The organism is Microbispora sp. H10885, assembly GCF_014161415.1.
Taxonomy (GTDB): Bacteria; Actinomycetota; Actinomycetes; order Streptosporangiales; family Streptosporangiaceae; genus Microbispora; species Microbispora triticiradicis.
The window spans coordinates 105841-123587 of sequence record NZ_JABBWY010000018.1 but is presented as its reverse complement, the minus strand read 5'-3'; the positions used below and the strand labels follow the sequence as shown (position 1 = coordinate 123587).

At 71.4% G+C, this 17747-nt stretch carries 16 protein-coding genes; 4 read left to right on the top strand and 12 right to left on the bottom strand.

The features are described from left to right. The 3 genes from HHX37_RS36040 to HHX37_RS37440 form a co-directional block, all read right to left on the bottom strand. On the bottom strand, positions 1 to 981 hold a 981-nt coding region (locus HHX37_RS36040), incomplete at its 3' end, for a cellulose binding domain-containing protein (protein ID WP_220503386.1). 36 nt (positions 982 to 1017) lie between these two features. Next, positions 1018 to 2415 (bottom strand): PHB depolymerase family esterase, encoded by a 1398-nt coding sequence (locus tag HHX37_RS34520; RefSeq protein WP_310740668.1) that lies wholly within the window; start codon positions 2413 to 2415, stop codon positions 1018 to 1020. Positions 2416 to 2484: 69 nt separating this feature from the next. Beyond that, positions 2485 to 3666 carry a cellulose binding domain-containing protein gene (locus tag HHX37_RS37440; protein ID WP_259403289.1) on the bottom strand — a complete coding sequence of 394 codons (1182 nt, stop codon included), beginning with the start codon at positions 3664 to 3666 and terminating at the stop codon, positions 2485 to 2487. Positions 3667 to 4365: 699 nt separating this feature from the next. Here HHX37_RS37440 and HHX37_RS34510 point away from each other — a divergent pair. Then, complete coding sequence (locus HHX37_RS34510) at positions 4366 to 5871, top strand: endo-1,4-beta-xylanase (RefSeq protein WP_182888083.1); 1506 nt, start codon at positions 4366 to 4368, stop codon at positions 5869 to 5871. A gap of 14 nt (positions 5872 to 5885) precedes the next feature. Here HHX37_RS34510 and HHX37_RS34505 read toward each other — a convergent pair whose 3' ends face one another. After that, on the bottom strand, positions 5886 to 7130 hold the full coding sequence (locus HHX37_RS34505) for a CoA transferase (RefSeq protein ID WP_310740667.1): 1245 nt from the start codon (positions 7128 to 7130) through the stop codon (positions 5886 to 5888). Between the two features lie 206 nt (positions 7131 to 7336). Between HHX37_RS34505 and HHX37_RS34500 the strand changes: the two genes are divergently transcribed. From HHX37_RS34500 to HHX37_RS34490, 3 genes are all read left to right on the top strand, one after another. Further along, on the top strand, positions 7337 to 7963 hold the full coding sequence (locus HHX37_RS34500) for a class I SAM-dependent methyltransferase (protein ID WP_182888081.1): 627 nt from the start codon (positions 7337 to 7339) through the stop codon (positions 7961 to 7963). Positions 7964 to 8038: 75 nt separating this feature from the next. After that, positions 8039 to 8539, top strand: coding sequence for an FBP domain-containing protein (locus HHX37_RS34495; RefSeq protein ID WP_138460588.1), 501 nt, complete (start codon positions 8039 to 8041; stop codon positions 8537 to 8539). A 38-nt stretch (positions 8540 to 8577) separates the two neighbouring features. Beyond that, positions 8578 to 9012, top strand: coding sequence for an SRPBCC family protein (locus HHX37_RS34490; protein ID WP_182888080.1), 435 nt, complete (start codon positions 8578 to 8580; stop codon positions 9010 to 9012). Here the strand turns inward: HHX37_RS34490 and HHX37_RS34485 are convergent. The 8 genes from HHX37_RS34485 to HHX37_RS34450 all read right to left on the bottom strand — a co-directional run bounded on the left by HHX37_RS34485 (position 8991) and on the right by HHX37_RS34450 (position 17737). Continuing rightward, positions 8991 to 9452: a hypothetical protein gene (locus HHX37_RS34485; protein ID WP_182888079.1), complete on the bottom strand. Its 462-nt coding sequence runs from the start codon at positions 9450 to 9452 to the stop codon at positions 8991 to 8993. The two genes, HHX37_RS34490 and HHX37_RS34485, sit on opposite strands and share 22 nt — an antisense overlap. A 186-nt stretch (positions 9453 to 9638) precedes the next feature. Next, entirely contained in the window at positions 9639 to 10895 is a 1257-nt protein-coding gene (locus tag HHX37_RS34480) for an MFS transporter (protein ID WP_182888078.1), read from the bottom strand. Continuing rightward, a complete protein-coding gene (locus HHX37_RS34475; RefSeq protein ID WP_182888077.1) occupies positions 10895 to 12118 on the bottom strand; it encodes an ATP-grasp domain-containing protein in 1224 nt (407 codons plus the stop codon). Before HHX37_RS34475 ends, HHX37_RS34480 begins: the two co-directional genes overlap by 1 nt. Positions 12119 to 12173: 55 nt before the next feature. After that, complete coding sequence (locus HHX37_RS34470; protein WP_182888076.1) at positions 12174 to 13814, bottom strand: class I tRNA ligase family protein; 1641 nt, start codon at positions 13812 to 13814, stop codon at positions 12174 to 12176. Continuing rightward, positions 13811 to 14944: an NAD(P)/FAD-dependent oxidoreductase gene (locus tag HHX37_RS34465; protein ID WP_182888075.1), complete on the bottom strand. Its 1134-nt coding sequence runs from the start codon at positions 14942 to 14944 to the stop codon at positions 13811 to 13813. Before HHX37_RS34465 ends, HHX37_RS34470 begins: the two co-directional genes overlap by 4 nt. Beyond that, positions 14941 to 15276 (bottom strand): cupin domain-containing protein, encoded by a 336-nt coding sequence (locus HHX37_RS34460; RefSeq protein ID WP_182888074.1) that lies wholly within the window; start codon positions 15274 to 15276, stop codon positions 14941 to 14943. The genes HHX37_RS34465 and HHX37_RS34460 overlap by 4 nt, the downstream gene beginning before the upstream one ends. After that, complete coding sequence (locus tag HHX37_RS34455; RefSeq protein ID WP_182888073.1) at positions 15273 to 16493, bottom strand: lysine N(6)-hydroxylase/L-ornithine N(5)-oxygenase family protein; 1221 nt, start codon at positions 16491 to 16493, stop codon at positions 15273 to 15275. The genes HHX37_RS34460 and HHX37_RS34455 overlap by 4 nt, the downstream gene beginning before the upstream one ends. Next, the gene (locus HHX37_RS34450; protein WP_182888072.1) at positions 16490 to 17737 is read right to left on the bottom strand and encodes an ATP-grasp domain-containing protein; all 1248 of its coding nucleotides are present in this window, start codon (positions 17735 to 17737) and stop codon (positions 16490 to 16492) included. The genes HHX37_RS34455 and HHX37_RS34450 overlap by 4 nt, the downstream gene beginning before the upstream one ends. Positions 17738 to 17747: the final 10 nt, after the last annotated feature.

Genomic DNA, 17747 nt, shown 5'->3' with positions numbered 1-17747 from the left:
GAGCAGGCCGGCGTCGTAGTAGCACTTGTTGATCGTGGTGTGCCGGTTCCACGGGCCTTCGACGGAGGTCGCGGTGTAGATGTAGGTCTTGCTGAAGTCGATGCAGCCGCCCCAGTAGAAGGTCTTGTTGCTGGGCCGGTAGTTCAGGAACGACGCCCAGATGCCGTTGACGTAGCCGCGGCCGCCGTTGAGGTCGTACTTGTTGCCGAAGTCGAGCTTGGGCACCGAGTGGCCGGCGTACTCCCAGTGCACCAGGTCGTAGGAGCGCAGGACCGGCGCGCCGGGCGAGTAGTGCATCGTGGAGGCGGAGTAGTAGTAGGTGTCACCGACCCGGATGATGTCGATGTCGGCCAGGTCGTCCCACAGCACCGGGTTGGAGTACGTCGACGACGGCGGCCACGGCCCGCTCGGAGTGGCCGACGGACTCGGCGACGGGCTGGGCGAGGCACTCGGCGACGGGCTGGGGGACGGGCTGGGTGACGGACTGGGGGACGGGCTCTGTGAAGGGCTCTGCGACGGGCTGGCGCTGGGGCTCGGCGACGGGCTGGGCGAGGGGCTGCTGGTCACGGTGCCGGTGCAGGCGGTGCCGTTGACGGCGAAGTTCGTCGGCACCGGGTTGGCCGAGCCGCTCAGCCCGCCGTTGAAGCCGAAGCTCGTGCTGCCGCCGGTGGGAATCGACGCGTTGTAGCCCGCGTCGCTCACCGTGACCTGCGCGCCCGACTGGGTGTGGGTGCCGTTCCAGAGCTGGGTGATGGTCTGCCCGGCGGTGAACGTCCAGGTCAGCTTCCAGCCGTTGATCGGGTCGCCCAGGTTGGACACCTTCACGTCGGCGCCGAAGCCGCCCGGCCACGAACTGGTCACCGTGTAGGTGACCTCGCAGCCCGCGGCGGCCTGGGCCGTGCCTGCGGTCGTGACTCCGAGAGCGCCGAGCGCGGCGGCCATCGCGGCCGCGAGCCAGCGCCGATGTCGAATGGGGGGCACTGAAGTCCTCCAGAGTATGGGTCTTGGGCTGTGTCGTCAGGACACGGTGCAGGTGGCGCCGTTCAGCGTGAACGAGGTGGGCTTGCCGGCGTTGCCGGTGTGCGTGGCCTGGAAGCCGATCTGGACGGAGCCGCCGGGCGGGATCGAGCCGTTGTAGCTCACGTTGGTCGCCGTGACCTGGCCGCTGGTGGGCGAGTAGGTGGCGTTCCAGCCGTTGGTGATGGTCTGCCCGCCGGGCAGGGTGAAGGCCAGCGACCAGCCGTTGACGGCGGACGAGCCGGTGTTGGTGACGGTGATGTCCTCGGTCAGGCCGTTGGCCCAGCTGTTGACGGTCGCGCTGACGCGGCAGGCGCCCGGCTGACCGGACGGCGAGGTGCTCGGGGAGGCGCTCGGCGACGGCGACGGGGAGGCCGACGGCGAGGGCGACGGGGAGGGCGACGGCGAGGGCGACGGAGACCGCGTGGGAGACGCGGACGGAGACGGCGACGGCGACATGGAGGTGCTCGGCGCGTCGAGGCCGAGGAAGGAGATGGCGTAGGCGAGCTGGCCGCTCATGGGGAGCTGGTGGCCGACGCCGGAGATGCTGATGCCCTCGACGGTGGCCTGGGTGCCGGTGTTGCCGTACCGGGTCCGGGTCCAGGAGGACTGGGGGTGGTCGGTGAAGGCGGGGGTCTGGCTCAACCCGTTGAGGTTGGTCCACTGCTTGATCTCTTCACCGAAGTTGTTGTAGTGCAGGGTGGTGTCGGTGGTGCCGTGCCACAGCTGCATGCGGGGGTAGCGGCCGGTGTATCCGGGGTACATGGCGCGGGCCTGGTCGCCCCACTGCTGGGCGGTTTTGATGATCTGGCCGCCGGAGCACTGGCTGTTCCAGAGCGACCCGTTGGTGGTGGCGAAGCAGCCGGCCGGGACGCCGGAGAAGGCGGAGGCGGCGGAGAACACGTCGGGGTATTCGGCGGCCAGGACGTTGGTCATCATGGCGCCGGAGGAGAAGCCGCTGACCACGATGCGGCCGGGGTCGACGTTGTAGCGCTGGCGGGTGTAGTTGACCATGGCCATGATGCCGGTGGAGTCGCTGCCGCCGTCGCGGCGCAGTGCTGCGGGGGTGGACACGTCGAAGCACTTCTCGCTGCGGGTGGCCTCGGGGACCACGATGATGTAGCCGTAGCGGTCGGCGGCGGTGACGTAGTCGTGGCCGTTGCCGTTGAAGATCGCGCTGGCCGAGCCGCCGCAGTAGTGGACCAGGACCAGCAGACCGGGGCGGGCGGCGACCCGGTCGGGGACGTAGAGGTACATGTTGAGGTTGGTCGGGTTGGTGCCGAACCCGGTGATGCGGGTGAGCGAGGCGGCCGCGGCGGGGTGGGCGGCCAGCAGCATGCCGACGAGTACCAGGGGCAACGAGGCGGCGGCCAGTATGGATCTGAGCCTTCGTTTCACAGGAGGTCCTTTCGTGCGCGGAGGCTCCCGGGCCTCACCGGCCCGGGAGCCGCCCGGCTGCCAAGTTCGTCAGATCGCGGTGCAGGTCACGGACGGCACGCTGTTGGCGCCGTTCGAGCTGCCGAGGAAGCCGAACTGCGTGCTCGCGCCGGCGCCGAGCGCGCCGTTGTAGCTCACGTTCCGGGCGGTGACCTCTGATCCACTTGAGGTGATCGTGGCGTTCCACGACTGGGTGACCGTCTGGCCGTCGCTGAACCGCCAGGCGACGGTCCAGGAGGAAATGGGCGATCCGCCCGCGGTGACGGTCACGTCGGCCTGGAAACCGCCCTGCCACTGCCCGGTCAGCGTGTACCTGGCCAAGCACGACCTGTTGCCCGGCGTCGGGCCCGTCGAAGGGCTCGTCGAGGGGCTCGCCGACGGGCTGGCGCTGGGACTCGCGCTGGGGCTCGCCGACGGGCTGGGGCTCGGGCTGGGCGCCTGGCCGAGGCTGCCCGGGACCGACTGGAGGGCGGCGTACCAGGCGGCGGCCATCTTGTCGTAGCCGTTCGCGGTGGGGTGGATGCCGTCGATGAGGTCGCCGGTGGTGAGCTTGCTGTGCATGTCGACCAGGTGGACGTGCTTGCCGCTGTTGACCTTCGACTGCACGATGCCGGGGACGGCGGCGTTGAAGGTGCGGGCGGCCGACTCCTGGCCGGAGTTCGACAGCGGGATGATCGTGGCGACGAACACCTCGGCGTTGGGCGCGGCCGAGGTGATGTGGTCGATCAGGGTGGACAGCCGCTGGGGGGCGGAGGAGACGTTGTAGTTCTGCAGCACGTCGTTGGTGCCGATGTGCAGCAGCACGGTGCGGGGGGTGTAGCTGCGCAGCCAGCCGGTGATGTTGGCGTCGATCTGGTCGATCCGCCAGCCGGGGTGGCCCTCGTGGTCGTGGTCGCCCAGGTTGCCCGGCCCGTTGTACTGCGAGCCGACGAAGTCCACGGTGTAGCGGCCGGCGGCCAGGCGCTGCCACAGCCCGATCCGGTAGCCGCCCGGCACCTGGGTGCCCTCGGTGATCGAGTCGCCCAGCGGCATCACCCGAACCCCGCCGTTGGACTCCGCGCTCGCGGCGCCCGCCCCCAGCACCGTACCGAGCACCGGCAGGGCGAGAGCCAGGAGGATCGCGGCCAACCGCCTCGTCCGCACGAGCATGGTGGTGCCGGCCGTGGCGTCGACGCCGACGGTGGGCCAGAGCCGAACGCGAGGGATCTTCATCAGTACTCCCGAAGAATGTGATCTATTAGGAGAAATCTTCTGTTAACGCTCACACTGGCTGTCGTGGCCGCGGATGGTGCTTGGGGCTTGCGGGAACCGAGCACGGGTGCGAGGCGGGCGGCGCGTCGGCGCGCCGACCGGAGCCTCGGCGGCCCTCTGCGGCGGGGGATCACCCCGCCTCCGTGCGCGAAGGCGAGTCAAGGCTTGTTAACGCTCACACGTACGCTGCCGGGCCCGCCCTTCTCATAGGCGTCGATGTCGGTGGTGGTGCGGCGGAGCCAATACGACGGGGTCAGGTCCCGTCAAGCGAGCCGGATCCGCCCGCCCGGGCGCCGTGCCGCCGGGCGGGCCTCAACTGCTCCGATGGGCGGGCGGCGCACATGCCGAGGTGGGCGGGGTGCTGAAACATTCATCAAGCCGGCACCGTCCCGAAACGGATGACGAGGCGGCGGGAAAGCGCGGTGGCGGTGCGTGCCACGCGCCCGGCGCGTGCGGCTGCGGCAGGGAGACGGCTCCAGCCTCTCCGACGCAGTCTTGACACGTTTCGTGGAGATTTCCAGACTGACTTTCCGAAGCGGCCTCTTTCTGCCGGACCTGGTGGTGGACGGCGGAGGCCGCCGTTCGTGACGCCGATCGTCGTCCCCGCAGGGGCTCGTCCTCGCGTTTCCCTTTCAGTGATGCAGCAGTGGAGGCTCAGGCATGAGCGATTTCCCCCTATCCGCCGGTGGCGCCAGGCGACCGCTCAGCGGTTCCCGCCGGGTGCTGGCCGCCGGGGCTCTCGGCGTACTCGGGGTGGTGACGGCCCTGTCGGCCACCCTCCCGGCCAATGCCGCGGCGAGCACCCTCGGGGCGGCCGCCGCGCAGAGCGGCCGTTACTTCGGCACCGCGATCGCGGCCGGCCACCTGAACGACTCGACCTACGTGGCGACGTGGGACCGGGAGTTCAACGGGGTCACCGCGGAGAACGAGATGAAGTGGGGGCCGATCGAGCCGTCCCGCAACTCGTTCAACTGGGGCTCGGCCGACCAGATCGTCAACCACGCGGTCAGCAAGGGCATGAAGGTCCGCGGTCACACCCTGGTGTGGCACGCCCAGCTGCCCAGCTGGATCAACAACAACATGTCGGCCAGTGACCTGCGCTCGGCGATGACCAACCACATCACCCAGGTCATGAACCACTACAAGGGCAAGGTCTTCGCCTGGGACGTGGTCAACGAGGCGTTCGCCGACGGCGGCGCGGTCGGCACGCTGCGCGACTCGATCTTCACCCAGAAACTGGGCAAGGGCTTCATCGAGGAGGCCTTCCGCGCCGCGCGGGCCGCCGACCCGAACGTGAAGCTCTGCTACAACGACTACAACATCGACAGCGCCACCGCCGCCAAGACGCAGGGCGTCTACAACATGGTGAAGGACTTCAAGGCGCGTGGCGTGCCGATCGACTGCGTGGGCCTGCAGTCGCACTTCGGCAACCCGCCGTCGAACTACCAGCAGAACATCGCGCAGTTCGCCGCGCTCGGCGTCGACGTGCAGATCACCGAGCTCGACGTCGGCGGTTCGGGCTCCACCCAGGCCGACGCCTACCGCCGTGTCGTCCAGGCCTGCACGGCCGTGCCGCGTTGCACCGGCATCACCGTGTGGGGCATCACCGACAAGTGGTCATGGCGCAGCGGCGACACCCCGCTGCTGTTCGACGGGAACTTCAACAAGAAGCAGGCCTACACCTCGGTCCTGAACGCGCTCAACGCGGCGACCCCCAGCACGAGCCCGTCACCCAGTGCTTCGCCGTCCCAGAGCCCCAGCGCCAGCCCCAGCGCCAGCCCCAGCGCCAGTCCCAGTGCGAGCCCGAGCGCCAGTCCGAGCGCGAGTCCCAGCGCGAGCCCGTCGGCCTCGCCGTCGACGTCCCCGGCTCCCGGCGGATGCTCGGCGACGATCAAGACGATCAACAGCTGGGGCGGCGGGTTCCAGTCCGAGGTGACGGTGCAGGCGGGCAGCTCGGCGGTCAACGGCTGGACCGTGAAGTGGACCTGGCCGGGCGGCCAGACCATCAGCAGCCTGTGGAACGGCCGGCAGAGTTCGTCCGGTTCCTCGGTGACGGTCACCAACGAGTCCTACAACGGCTCGATCGCGGCGGGCGCGTCCACGACGTTCGGCTTCACCGCCAACGGCACCGCGGCCACCCCCACCGCCACCTGCACCAGCCCCTGATCCACAACTCCTGATCAGCCACCCCTGACGCCTCCGGTGCGCGGGACCTCCCCCCGAGCACCGGAGACGTCGACGGGAGGCGGCGTGGCCGGATCGACCGGATCGAGATCCGCGAGCGACCCGCCGGCCGAGGCGAGCCAGGCGCGTACGGCGGCGTCGTGCTCGCCGAGCGCCGGAGGCGGCTCCGCCGGGCGGACCAGGTCCTCGGAGTAGCTCACGGGGTGGCGCACCTGCGGCGCGCGGTCCGGCCGGGGGCGTACGGCCGGCGTCAGGCCGAGGCGCTCCGCCAGGCCGAACGCCTCGGCGATGTCGGCGACGCAGCCCGCCGGCACCTGCTCGGCGGTCAGCCGTTCCTGCCATTCGGCCGCGTCGGCGGCGGCGAGGAGGCCTTCCAGCGCCGCGACGAGTTCCTCGCGGTTGGCCACTCTGGCGGCGTTCGTCGCGAAGCGTTCGTCGGTGGCCAGGCCGGGATCGCCGAGCACGCGGGTCAGCCGGGCGAACTGCCCGTCGTTGCCGCAGGCCACGGCGAGCAGGCCGTCCCGGCAGCGCAGGGTCTCGTACGGCGCGATGGAGGGGTGGCGGTTGCCCATCCGCCCCGGCGGCACGCCGGTCTCCAGGTAGCCCTGGGCCTGGTTGACCAGCGCGGCCAGCAGGCTGGACAGCAGGTTCACCTCGACGTGGCATCCCCTGCCGGTGTTCGCCCGGGCGGTCAGCGCGGCCAGGATCCCGATGGCCGCGTCCTTGCCGGTCAGCACGTCGACCAGGGCCACGCCGGCCTTCGCCGGCTCCCCGTCGGCCGCGCCGGTGACCGACATGAGCCCGCCCACGGCCTGGACGATGAAGTCGTAACCCAGCAGCCCGGCTCCGGCGCCCGGGCCGAAGCCGCTGATCGTGCAGTAGACGACGCCCGGGTTCGCGGCCGCCACCTGCGCGTAACCCAGCCCGCGCCGGTCGAGCGCGCCCGGCCTGAAGTTCTCCACGAACACGTCGGCGCGCCGGGCCAGCTCGCGGGCGAGCGTCAGGTCGGCCGGATCGTCCAGGTCCAGCGTGACGCTCCGCTTGGTGCGGTTCACGCTCTCGAAGTACGTCGAGGACGTGGCGGACCACGGCGGTCCCCACGAACGGGTGTCGTCTCCGGTGCCGGGGCGCTCGACCTTGATCACGGTCGCGCCCAGGTCGGCCAGGGTCATCGTGCAGGACGGGCCGGCCAGCACACGGCTGAAGTCGGCGACGAGCACGCCGTGGAGCGGACGGGTCACGACCGCGCCTCCGGCTCGGGGTCGCACATCAGGTCTCCTCGTTCGGGGCTCCATGGGTACCGGGACGTTCACCACGCTAAGGCCGGGTGAGGCCGGTGGTGGCTTCCGATCGGTCTTGCGGCCGAGTTTCCGGCATTCCGGTCACCTCCGGCAGCGTGGCCTAGCCTGAAGTGATTCGCGAAGTTTCCACGCGGAAGGGTCGCTTCATGCGGGTTACCACCGACGCCGACGTACGACGGGTGTTCGACCGGATCGCGGATCGGTACGACGACCAGATGCGGGCCTGGGAGAGGCGTCTGTTCCCCGGCAGCCGGGAGTGGGCCGTCGGGCAGGCGCGCGGACACGTCGTGGAGATCGCGGTCGGCACCGGGCTGAACCTGCCGCTGTACGACGCCGGGACCACCGTGATCGGGATCGAGTTGTCCGAGCGCATGCTGGACCTGGCGCGGCGGCGGGTGGCGCAGGCCGGTCTCGGCGCCCGGGTGGAACTGCGCCAGGGCGACGTGCAGCGCCTCGACCTGCCCGACGGGATCGCCGACACCGTCCTGTCCACGTTCACGATGTGCACGATTCCCGACCCGGCCGCCGCGGCCCGTGAGGCCTACCGGGTGCTCAGGCCGGGCGGGCGGTTCGTGCTGGCCGAGCACGGGCCGGCCCGCAACCCGATCCTCCGGGCCGGAATGCGGCTGGTGGAGCCGCTGTTCGTACGGTTCGAGGCCGACCACCTCACCCGCGATCCCCGGCCGTACCTGGAGCGGGCGGGATTCCGGATCGAGTCGGTGACCCGGACGGCGCGCGGCGTCGGCTTCCGGGTGCTGGCCGTACGGCCCTGACACGGGTGCGGCGTGATCGCCTATGGGTTTTAACCATTTGCCTAGTGTCATTAGGAATGACTAGCCTCGCCGCTCATGAGGCCGGTCACCGAGCACGAAGTGCGTACGTCGTTCATCAACTGTTCCAAGGGCGAGGCCAAGCGTCTCGGGCTGCCCAGGGACCTCCCGGATCGTCCGTGGGAGGACCTCGACTTCCTCGGCTGGCGGGACCCGGGCGCACCGGAGCGGGCGTACCTGGTGGCCGAACGCGACGGCTCCCTCGTCGGCATCGCGCTCCGGGTGACCTCCGGCGCCTCGCGCGCCTTCACCTCCCGCAGCATGTGCTCACTGTGCCTGACCACCCACACCAGCGGCGGCGTGGCGCTGATGACCGCGCGCCGGACCGGCGAGGCGGGCCGTCAGGGGAACACCGTCGGGCAGTACCTGTGCACCGACCTCGACTGCTCCCTCTACCTGCGCGGGAAGAAGGAGGCCCCCGGGGCGGGGATCGTCGACGAGTCCCTGACCGTGGAGGAGAAGGCCGCCCGCACCCGGGCCAACCTCGACTCCTTCCTCGACAAGGTCGCGAACGGCTGACCGCCGGTCGTCGCACCCGCTGCGGCATGATGGCGCCCATGGCTTCGCAATCCAGGCACGTCAGCGAGTGGATCGACCGGCCGGCGGCCGACGTCTACGAATACGCTTCGGACCCGGCGAATCTTCCGGAGTGGGCGCCGGGGCTCGGAAACGCGGTGGAGGACGTCGACGGACGCTGGTTCGTCGAGACCCCGTCCGGCCGGGCCGGTTTCGCCTTCGTGGGACGCAACGAGTACGGCGTCCTCGACCACGAGGTCACGCTGCCCTCCGGGGAGGTCGTCCACAACCCGATGCGGGTCATCCCGGATGGCGACGCCTGCGAGGTGGTGTTCACCCTGCGCCGCCTGGCGGACATGACCGACGAGGATTTCGCCCGCGACGCGAGCCTCGTACAGGCCGACCTCGCCCGGTTGAAGCACCTGCTCGAAAGTGGCGAGCGGCCAGCCGGCGGTCAGAGAGACATCCAGCAGTAGAGGTGCTGTTCCTGCCCGACGGCGCGCACCGCCAGGTCGCGCAGGTCGCTGACGATCTCAGCAAGCTCGGCCGGGTCCGCGTTGCCCCAGAACTCCTCCGTACGCGACCATGGGTCCGCCACGGCCCGGATCTCCTCGTCGCCGGCCGCCGCGAGCGCCACGGCGAACTCGTCGGCGAGGGCGAAGACGGCCTGTCCCCCCTCGTCGCTGATCGTGAGTTCCCTGGCGTGCCCGGGCCGATCGGTGATGTCCTCGTACCGGTGCCCGGTGAGCAGGGCCTCCAGGGTGCCCATCATCACGTGCGGGTCGATGCCCTTGATTTCGACGCTGTCCTTCGGCTCAGTGCCCTCGGGCGGGCAGGTGGGACCGGCAGGCCAGTCGTGGACGGCCAGGGCTTCGTCGTCCGTGCCGGCCCTGAAGTAATCGAAGAAGATCCCCATGGTCGGGCAGCGTGCCATGAACCGGGGCCTGCCGCCATGGGAGCGCCGGAATGGGCGGGACTGGGGGAATCGGTGGCATGAACACGAAGCCCGTCAACCTGACCGAGGCGCTGGCGTCGTTCGACGACGTCTACAGTCCGCGCATCATGGCGCCCGCCGTGCGCTTGTCCTGGGCCGGTGCGGGCTTCAGCCTGGTGTGCCGGAGGTGGCCGGCTGCTCCTGCGGTTCGTTGCGGACCAGTGCGCGGGTGCCGCGGTCGAGCAGGCTCGCGGTCACGGCCAGGACGATGAGCGCGGCGCCCGCGGTCAACGTCACCTGGGCGTTGAAAGCCGAGGCGGCGAGGGCCGTGACGGCGAGCCCGGCCGGTCTCAGGATGAAGGATCCCGCGTAGTCGAACGACGAGACCCGCGACAGCGACGAGTTGGGGATGTGCTGCTGGAGCGCCGTCTCCCACAGGGTGTTGGGGAAGGTGGTCGCGATCCCGGCCAGCAGCCCGCAGACGATGAGCGGGATCGGTTCCGGCGCGGTTCCGAGGACGACGATCAGCGGGGCCGCCGGCAGCATCATGAGCCGCCCGGTGAACAGCAGGCGGCGCGGCCGGAACCGTACAGCGAGCGCGTTGCCCAGCACGTCGCCGATTCCGAGGCTCGCGGTCACGGCCCCCCAGAGCAGGCCGCCGTTGTCCGAGCCGGACAGCGACACCGGCCCCAGCACGTAGAGGAAGGAGTAGACGAAGTTGAAGATCATGAACATGGCGATGCCCGTCCAGACCCACGATCGCTTCGCGACCTCCTGCCATCCGCCGCGGAAGTCACGGAGGAAACCGCCGCCCACGGCCGCGGGCCGGGCGGGGACCGCCAGCCGGCGGAGGAACAGCAGGCTGCCCAGGAAGGTCAGCCCGTCGGCGACGAGCACCCAGCCGGCGCCGGCCAGGACCACCGCCATTCCCGCGATCATCGGCCCGACGCTCACCGAGACGTTGCGGGTGAGCGACAGCAGGGCGTTGGCCTCCTGCAGCAGCCGCGGCGGCACGGTCTCGGCGACCAGGCCGACCGACGCGGGCATGAACAGGGCGCTCGCCGCACCGGCGAGGCCGTGCAGCGCGATCATCGCCCACAGCGGCGGATGCCCGGTGAGCAGGAGCAGGCCGAACGTGATCTGTGAGGCCGCGCTGATGCCGTCGGACAGCACCATCAGGCGCTTGCGCGGCAGGCGATCGGCCCACACACCGCCGCCCAGCATGAACACGATCTGAGCCGCCGAGTACGCCGCCAGCACCAGGCCGAGGTCGGCCGCGGAGCCGGTGGCGTCGAGCACGCCGAAGGAGAGCGCGACGGGTGTCATGGCGCTGCCGGCCGCGGAGAGGGCGCTCGCGAGGAACTGATTGCGGAACTGGACGAATCTGGCCAGTTCCGCGAGGTTGCGCCAGTGGACCGCGGCCATCAGGGTGTGTGGCCCGCCGGCTCGAACTCGACCGCGTACTCCCGCATGACCCTCCGGGCGGCGGCGCGGACGCTGCGCTCGTCCGGCCCGGTCAGCCTGAAGCGCCCGGGTACGTGGAAGTAGCCGCCGGTCCCGTCGAAGACGTCCCCCGGCTCCGGCAGCACCTCGGCGTACACCTGGGGGACGGTGCCCGTCATCGCCGTACGGCGGACCACCCGGCCGGGGCGGAGGCCGGGTTCGGGCATCACCACCCAGCCCGCCGGGGCGTCGCCGAAGCGGGCGCCCGCCGACTCCAGCGGGACGCCCAGGACCGTGCGGAAGCTCTCCGTCACCAGGTCGATGCCGTGGAGTTCCCGGTGGACGTAGGGCACTTCCGCCCCGCCGGCGCGCATCCCCGCTTCGAGGAACACCAGACCGCCGTCGGGCCGGCGGATGACTTCGAGGTGGAAGCAGCCGGTCTCCAGGCCGAGAGCCCTGAGACACGCGACGGCGAACTCCCGGATCTCGTCCCGGAGCGGGCCCGGGTCCAGCGTCGCCGAGCCGAGCGGCCTGCCCCGCAGGAAGTCCAGGGGCGTGTTGACGTAGCCGGAGACGCTCAGGAAGTGTGGCAGCCCCCCGGAGAGAACTCCGTCCGCGTGGTAGATCTCGGTGGAGACGAACTCCTCGCACTCGAACGCCGTGACGTCGAGGCCGTCGAGTTCGGCCGCGAGCTCCTCCTCGTCACGGATGATCCGGACGCCGACGGAGCCGGCCTCGGCCCGTGGTTTGAGGACGAGCGGGAAACCGATCCCGGCGGTGATCTCGGCGATCGTGGTGGAGGCGCCCAGTTCCATGAACCGCGGCACCGGCAGGCCGCGCTTGGCGAGCCGCTCCTTCATCACGATCTTGTCCTTGAACGCCCGCACCAGGTCCGCGCCCGGGCCCGGCGCGCCGAACTCCTCGCGCAGCAGCGCCGCCGTCAGCACGTCGAACTCGGAGAGCGCGGCGACGCCGTCGAACCGCCCGTACCGCTCGGCGAGGTCCCGCGCGGCCGGCACCAACGTGGCGAGCCGCAGATCGGGGACCGTGCCGACCCGGCCCGGCTCGACCGGGCCCAGCGCCGTCGTCCGCATGGGCAGGGTCAGGTACGACAGGTCGCACGGCTGGTCGGCGCAGTAGCGGAAGTACTCCGCGTCGCTGTCGTCGTAGCGGTTGACGACGAGGTAGTGCGGGCGGTCCGGCATCGTCGTTTCCGTGGGTCGGAGTCAACAGGGCGGTCGAAGTGACAGGGGGCAGGGGTCAGGCCAGGGCGTACCGCGAGGTGGCGGGCAGGACCGGCACGAGGTCGCCGATGCTGATCGCGCCGAACCCCAGAGGGGCCGTGGCCTCGCGCGGTGGCGTCGGGGCCAGGAACTCCTCCAGCCGGGGTTCTCCCACCCCGCCGAGATCCTCCCAGATACGGCGGCCCATCCGGGGCATGATCGGGAATCCGAGGACGCTCACGCCCTTCAGCCACCAGTAGGCGCTCTCTTCGAGGTCGGCGACGCTCCGCCACCAGGCGTCGAAGGCCTCCAGCGCCTGGGAGGTCGAGACGACCGGGCCGTCCAGCGCCGACTGCTGCCGCTCCAGCAGCGCCTCCAGCCGCGCGAGCTGCCCGTCCGAGATCGCCTCCGGAACGGAGATCCCGGCGAGCGTACGGCGGGCTCTTTCCAGCAGGGGCGTCAGGCCGTCCGCCAGGCGCCGGTTGACCGTCTCGACGAACGACTCCGGCTCCATGCTCTCCCGGCGCTCCTCCAGCCGGGTCCCGGCGAGGAAGTACCGTACGGCGTCGACGTCGACGTTCGGGGTGCCGGCGATGTCGGCGGCCCCGATGACGTGGCCCCTGCTGGTGGAGAACTTCTCCCCTTCGAGGCCGTAGAACTCGTTGATCAGCGTGCGGTCGTAGGTCTTCATGTCCCCGTGGAGCAGCGACGTGCCGACGATGCAGACGAGTGTGGGGACCACGTTGTCGACGCCGAGGCTGGTGACCGTGACGACGTCCGAGCCCGGGTCGAACGCGTTCACGCCGGTGCCGCTCAGCGAGCCGTGGACGGCGCCGGTCAGCCGGGCGAACATGAAGATCCCGGCGTACGGGAAGAGCGTCCGCGGCACGCCGGGGTCCACCTGGTCCAGCGGGATCCCCCAGCTCTCCGGGGCGCTGACGCGGACCATCCCGCCCTCGCGGCTCAGGTAGCGCTTCACCGTCTCCTGGTAACGCGCCGGGACCCCGATGCCGGCCATCCGCGACCCCAGGTCGTGCGGGTCCGCCGGGCGCAGGAACAGCGAGGTGATCTCCCGCCACTGGAGCGGGCCCACCCCGTTCGTGCCCTCGGGGTCGCGCAGGTTCTCGGGGCGGAAGTGGCCTCCGCAGGACTCGCAGAAGTAGCTGCCCGCGTCGGCGCCGCAGTCCGGGCACCGGCCGGAGAGCCAGGGGCCCACGGCGAACCGCCCCGCCGCGGGGCTGTAGGGGACCCGCTCGCGCAGCGTCGTCACCGCGCCCCGCTCCCGCAGCCGCCGGAGGCAGCCCGCCACCTCGTCCTCGAACGCCGCACGCCACGGCTCCTCGGCCGGGTTGATGAACGCGTCGAGGCCGATGTCCATCGCGGCGAGGTCCTCGGCGATGAGCGCGTGGTACTCGGCGGCGATCTCACCTTCGGGGCGACCGTCGACGGCCGACTTGAGCGTCATGTACGGCTCGTAGACGTCGATCCCGGTGATCGTGAGGGGCAGGTCGCCCCTCATGCGGGCGAACCGGCTGAGCATGTCCGACCGCAGGTAGGGCCCGGCGATGTGCCCCAGGTGGAGCCGTCCGTTGGGGGTCGGCTCGGGCGGGACCAGCAGGTAGCGGCGCGGGGGGAGGGTGCCCGCGTTCCGGATGAGGCCCGTGGAGCGAGTGCTCATGAGCGACCACTTCCAAGTGACTGGGTTCCAAGTGACGGGGGGTTCAGGTGACCGGGGGTGAGAAGACCGAGGGCTCGTTCCGCGATCGCGGGCGCCAGGCGGAAGCCGGAACCGTTGCCGCCGGCCGCGATCACGACGCCGGGGTGATCGGGCACCGGCTCGACCAGCGGCAGCCGGTCGTGGGTGTAGCCGTCGTAGAAGGCACGCCCGCCGGAGATCGCCCCGGCCAGCGACGGAGCGTACCGGCGCAGGACGCGCACCGCCTCGCTGTAGTCCCCGCCGCTCAGGGCGGCCGGCCTCAGGACCGGAGAGCCGCCCCACTCCTGGGAGGTGAAGCTGAAGAGCCAGCGGCCGCTCTCCGGCTGCGGCAGCAGGAACGCGTCGTCGTCCTCGAAGATCAGCACGGGCGCGTCGTCGGCGGGCCGGAGGTCCAGGTGGAACGCGGCGACCTTCTTGATCCGCAGGCCGGCCGCCCGCATCCGCTCGCCGAACGGTCCGTGCAGGGCCCACGGCCCGGTGGCGACGACCGCCGCACGGCACCGCGCGAGCGGCCGCCCGCCCTCGCCGGCCAGGAGGAACCCGTCCCCGTACGGCCGCAGGGAGGTGACCTCCTCGTCCTCCCGGACGGCGCAGCCGGAGCGGCCCCGCTGTTCGTCGAGGAGAGCGCGGGTCAGCCCGGCGACGTCGGCGCGCCAGGAGCCGCCGGAACGGAGCAGGACCCGGTCGCCGGACGGGCGGAGCCCGGGGAAGACGCCGTCGAGGGCGTCCGGGTCGGCCTCCTCCAGGACAGGGCCGGCCATCGTCTCGCGGAGACGGCCGACGTTGCCGCGCGCCAGCAGCCAGAAGGTGTCGAGGGAACGGACGGGCAGGCCGGGCCGCGTGGCCAGGAGCCGCCGGTAGAGGGCGGTGCTCCGGGCCGCGAGCTCGCGCTGCCGCGCGTCCCGCCCCGTCGGCACGTCGAGCCCCGCCGACAGGCCCGTCGCGTTGAGGCCGCCCTGGTTCAGGGGGAGCTGGTCCACCGTGAGTACGCGCAGGCCCGGTTCCCGCTCCAGGGCGAGGTGACCCGTCATGGCGCCGACGACGCCGGCTCCGACGACCGCGAGGTCGAAGTCCGGGATCGCGCCGGTCATCCGGTCGTGCCCCACCAGATCGACAGCACGGAGAGCGGGACGCCGCGGTCCGCCATCGCCACGTGCTCGGCGAAGGGCGCGAAACCCAGCAGATCGCCCTTGCCGACCTCGTACGGCCGGTCCTCGTAGCGGACGGTTCCCGCGCCGTCGAGGATCAGCCAGATCTCCTTCACGGCGTGGCTGTCGGGCGGCGTCGCGCCGCCGGCGGCCACCGTGAAGCGCGCCATGGAGAAGGGACGGTCGCCGTCGAACGGCCTGAGGAGCGCGGCCCATTCGTCCAGCTCCTCGAACTCGCGCGGCAGCGCCTCGAAGCCGAGCCGGGGGAGGCTCATGTGTTGTACCTCCGGTAACCGAGAATCGCGTTGAGGATGACCGCGCTGCGCCAGGCCAGCAGGCTGAGGTTGGGGTCGGCGATGCCCCAGGTGTGCCGGGCGCCGTTCTGCAGGAAGACGCGGCCCGAGGTCCGCAGGTCCAGCGACAGCGCGTAGTCGTCGCCGACCACCAGCCCTTCGGGGGCCCTGGCCAGGTGGGGGGCGAGCTCGCTCATGCAGTCCGGAAGGCGGTACTCGTACCCGGTCGCGAGGACCACGACGTCGGACCGGACGACCGAGGCGTGCGGGCCACTCACCTCCAGTTCCCAGCCGTCGGAGAGCCGGGCGCAGCCGGTGACCTCCGACCGGGGCATCAGGCGGAGCCAGTCCTTGCGGCCCAGCAGGCACTCGTGCCGGTAGCGCTCGCGGTAGACGTCCTGGAGCGTCGCGAGGTCGATCCCGTCGCTCGCGAGCTTCTGCTCGGCCAGCAGCTCCTGCTTGTGGGTCTGGGGCAGCCCGTGGAACTCCCGCGCGTACGCCGGGAAGAAGTACTCGTTGGTGAAGGGGGAGTCGTCCATCGGCAGGAAGCCGGGCCTGCGGGTGATCCAGGTGATGCTGCGCGGGGGCACGTCGAGACGCATGAGGTGGCGGACGATCTCCGCCCCCGACTGCCCGCCGCCGATCACCGTCACGGCGCGGTCGGGCAGCTCCCGCGGCCGTGACAGGAACTCCTCGGCGTGGAACACGTCGGCGCACAGGTGGGGGCGCAGGAAGCCGGGGACGAACGGCGCCTGGCCGGTCCCGAGCACCACGTTCCGCGCGGTGACCTCGCCGTGTCCCGTGTCGAGGACGAAGTGCCCGTCACGCACCCGGACGCCGCGCACCTCGGTGCCGAACTCGATGGACGGGATGCTCCGGGAGGCCCACTGGAGATACTGGTCGAACTCGGCGCGCAGGACGGCCGGGAACTTCGCAGTGAGGAACTGGTACAACCTGCCCTCGTTGGCGAGGAAGGCGAGGAACGAGTAACGGCTCGTCGGGTCGACCAGCGTGACCAGGTCCTTGAGCGGCGAGACCTGGAGGGTCGCCTCGGGCAGCAGCAGGCCGGGGTGCCAGGAGAAGTCGGGGCGCGCCTCGAAGTGCACGCTCCGCAGGTCGTCCACGTCGGCGCCGAGGGCCGCCAGGCTCAGGTTGGCGGGGCCGACCCCCACCGCCGCGTAGTCCAGGACGTCGCTCACGGGAGCACCGCCAGGTCGTCCAGGCTCTTCCAGAACGCCTGGACGGCCTCGTACGACTCCGCGGTGTAGCGCACGCAGGCGAGCCGCGAACGGCAGTCGCCGGTCTGGGGAATAGGCGTGCCGGGCGGGATGAACAGCTGCTTGCCGATGACGTCGGGCCGGCCGTCGAGCTCGTCCCAGCCGAGGATCCTGCTGTAGGAGTGCAGGCCGTCGGCCGTGAGGAACCGTACGGCGGCGTACGGCGCGGCGGGCGGGCCGAACGCCGGCAGCTCCGCGGCGCCGATGCCCAGCCCCGCCGCGAGCATGACCGCGGCGAGGTCGGTTCCGGTGGCGAGCCGGATCAGCTCGGGGATCCCGTCGCCCGGCAACCGGGCGCCGAGCTCCATCAGGACCGGGCCCTCGTCGCTCAGCCGCACCTCGCAGTGGAACGGCCCGGCGGTCACGTTCAGCGCCCTGACCACCTGTTCCGTGTACGCGACGACCTCCTTCGTCACGTCGTCCGGGAGGTCGGCCGGCGTCAGGTGCCCCAGCTCGACGAACCGCGGCTCGGCGCCGAGGACCGTCCTGGTGATCGCGACGACGGTGGCCCGGCCGTTCTCGACGTAGCCGTCGGCGCTGACCTCCTCACCCGCGACGTACTGCTCGACGACGACGGTGTGCCCCATCGGGCGGCCGAGGTCGAGCTCCCGGTCGCCGGTCAGGGCGGCGTAGGCGGCGGCGAGCTGCGCCCAGTCGTCGGCCCTGCTCACGTGGATGCTGCCGGAGGACTCGACCGGCTTCATGACGTTCGGGAAGCCGACGATCTCCGTCGCCGTACGGAGGGCCTCCGGGGAGGACGCCTCGGCGAAGCGCGGCGTGCGCAGTCCGGCGGCGGCGACCCGCTCGCGCATGCGCGCCTTGTTGCGTACGGCGTCCACGGTCTCGACCGGCAGGCCGGGCAGTCCCAGACGCGCCGCGAGCCTGGCCGTCGTGGCCACGTAGAAATCGCATCCCGGGAGCACCGCGGCGAGCGGTTCGCGCTCGTGGTGCTCGGCGACCACGTCGAACAACGTCTGCTCGTCGTTGGTGTCGACGGTGAGCACCACTGAGGCGATCTTCCTCAGCTCCGCCGGGATCTCGCAGTCGCCCACGTCCTGTGAGGCGATCACAACTGTCATGCCGAGGTGGTGCGCGAGCCGGGCGACGTCTGCGCCGCCGGAGACCGGTTCTACGACGAGGACGGACGAGCCGACCGGATCGAACACGGACTGACCT

What these genes read in the sequence shown, in the direction of transcription:
- HHX37_RS34460 (WP_182888074.1), bottom strand. Translation starts at nt 15,276, where the DNA reads ATGAGCCTCCCCCGGCTCGGCTTCGAGGCGCTGCCGCGCGAGTTCGAG.
- HHX37_RS34510 (WP_182888083.1), top strand. Translation starts at nt 4,366, where the DNA reads ATGAGCGATTTCCCCCTATCCGCCGGTGGCGCCAGGCGACCGCTCAGC.
- HHX37_RS34500 (WP_182888081.1), top strand. Translation starts at nt 7,337, where the DNA reads ATGCGGGTTACCACCGACGCCGACGTACGACGGGTGTTCGACCGGATC.
- HHX37_RS34465 (WP_182888075.1), bottom strand. Translation starts at nt 14,944, where the DNA reads ATGACCGGCGCGATCCCGGACTTCGACCTCGCGGTCGTCGGAGCCGGC.
- HHX37_RS34470 (WP_182888076.1), bottom strand. Translation starts at nt 13,814, where the DNA reads ATGAGCACTCGCTCCACGGGCCTCATCCGGAACGCGGGCACCCTCCCC.
- HHX37_RS34495 (WP_138460588.1), top strand. Translation starts at nt 8,039, where the DNA reads ATGAGGCCGGTCACCGAGCACGAAGTGCGTACGTCGTTCATCAACTGT.
- HHX37_RS34475 (WP_182888077.1), bottom strand. Translation starts at nt 12,118, where the DNA reads ATGCCGGACCGCCCGCACTACCTCGTCGTCAACCGCTACGACGACAGC.
- HHX37_RS34480 (WP_182888078.1), bottom strand. Translation starts at nt 10,895, where the DNA reads ATGGCCGCGGTCCACTGGCGCAACCTCGCGGAACTGGCCAGATTCGTC.
- HHX37_RS34485 (WP_182888079.1), bottom strand. Translation starts at nt 9,452, where the DNA reads ATGGGGATCTTCTTCGATTACTTCAGGGCCGGCACGGACGACGAAGCC.
- HHX37_RS37440 (WP_259403289.1), bottom strand. Translation starts at nt 3,666, where the DNA reads ATGAAGATCCCTCGCGTTCGGCTCTGGCCCACCGTCGGCGTCGACGCC.
- HHX37_RS34490 (WP_182888080.1), top strand. Translation starts at nt 8,578, where the DNA reads ATGGCTTCGCAATCCAGGCACGTCAGCGAGTGGATCGACCGGCCGGCG.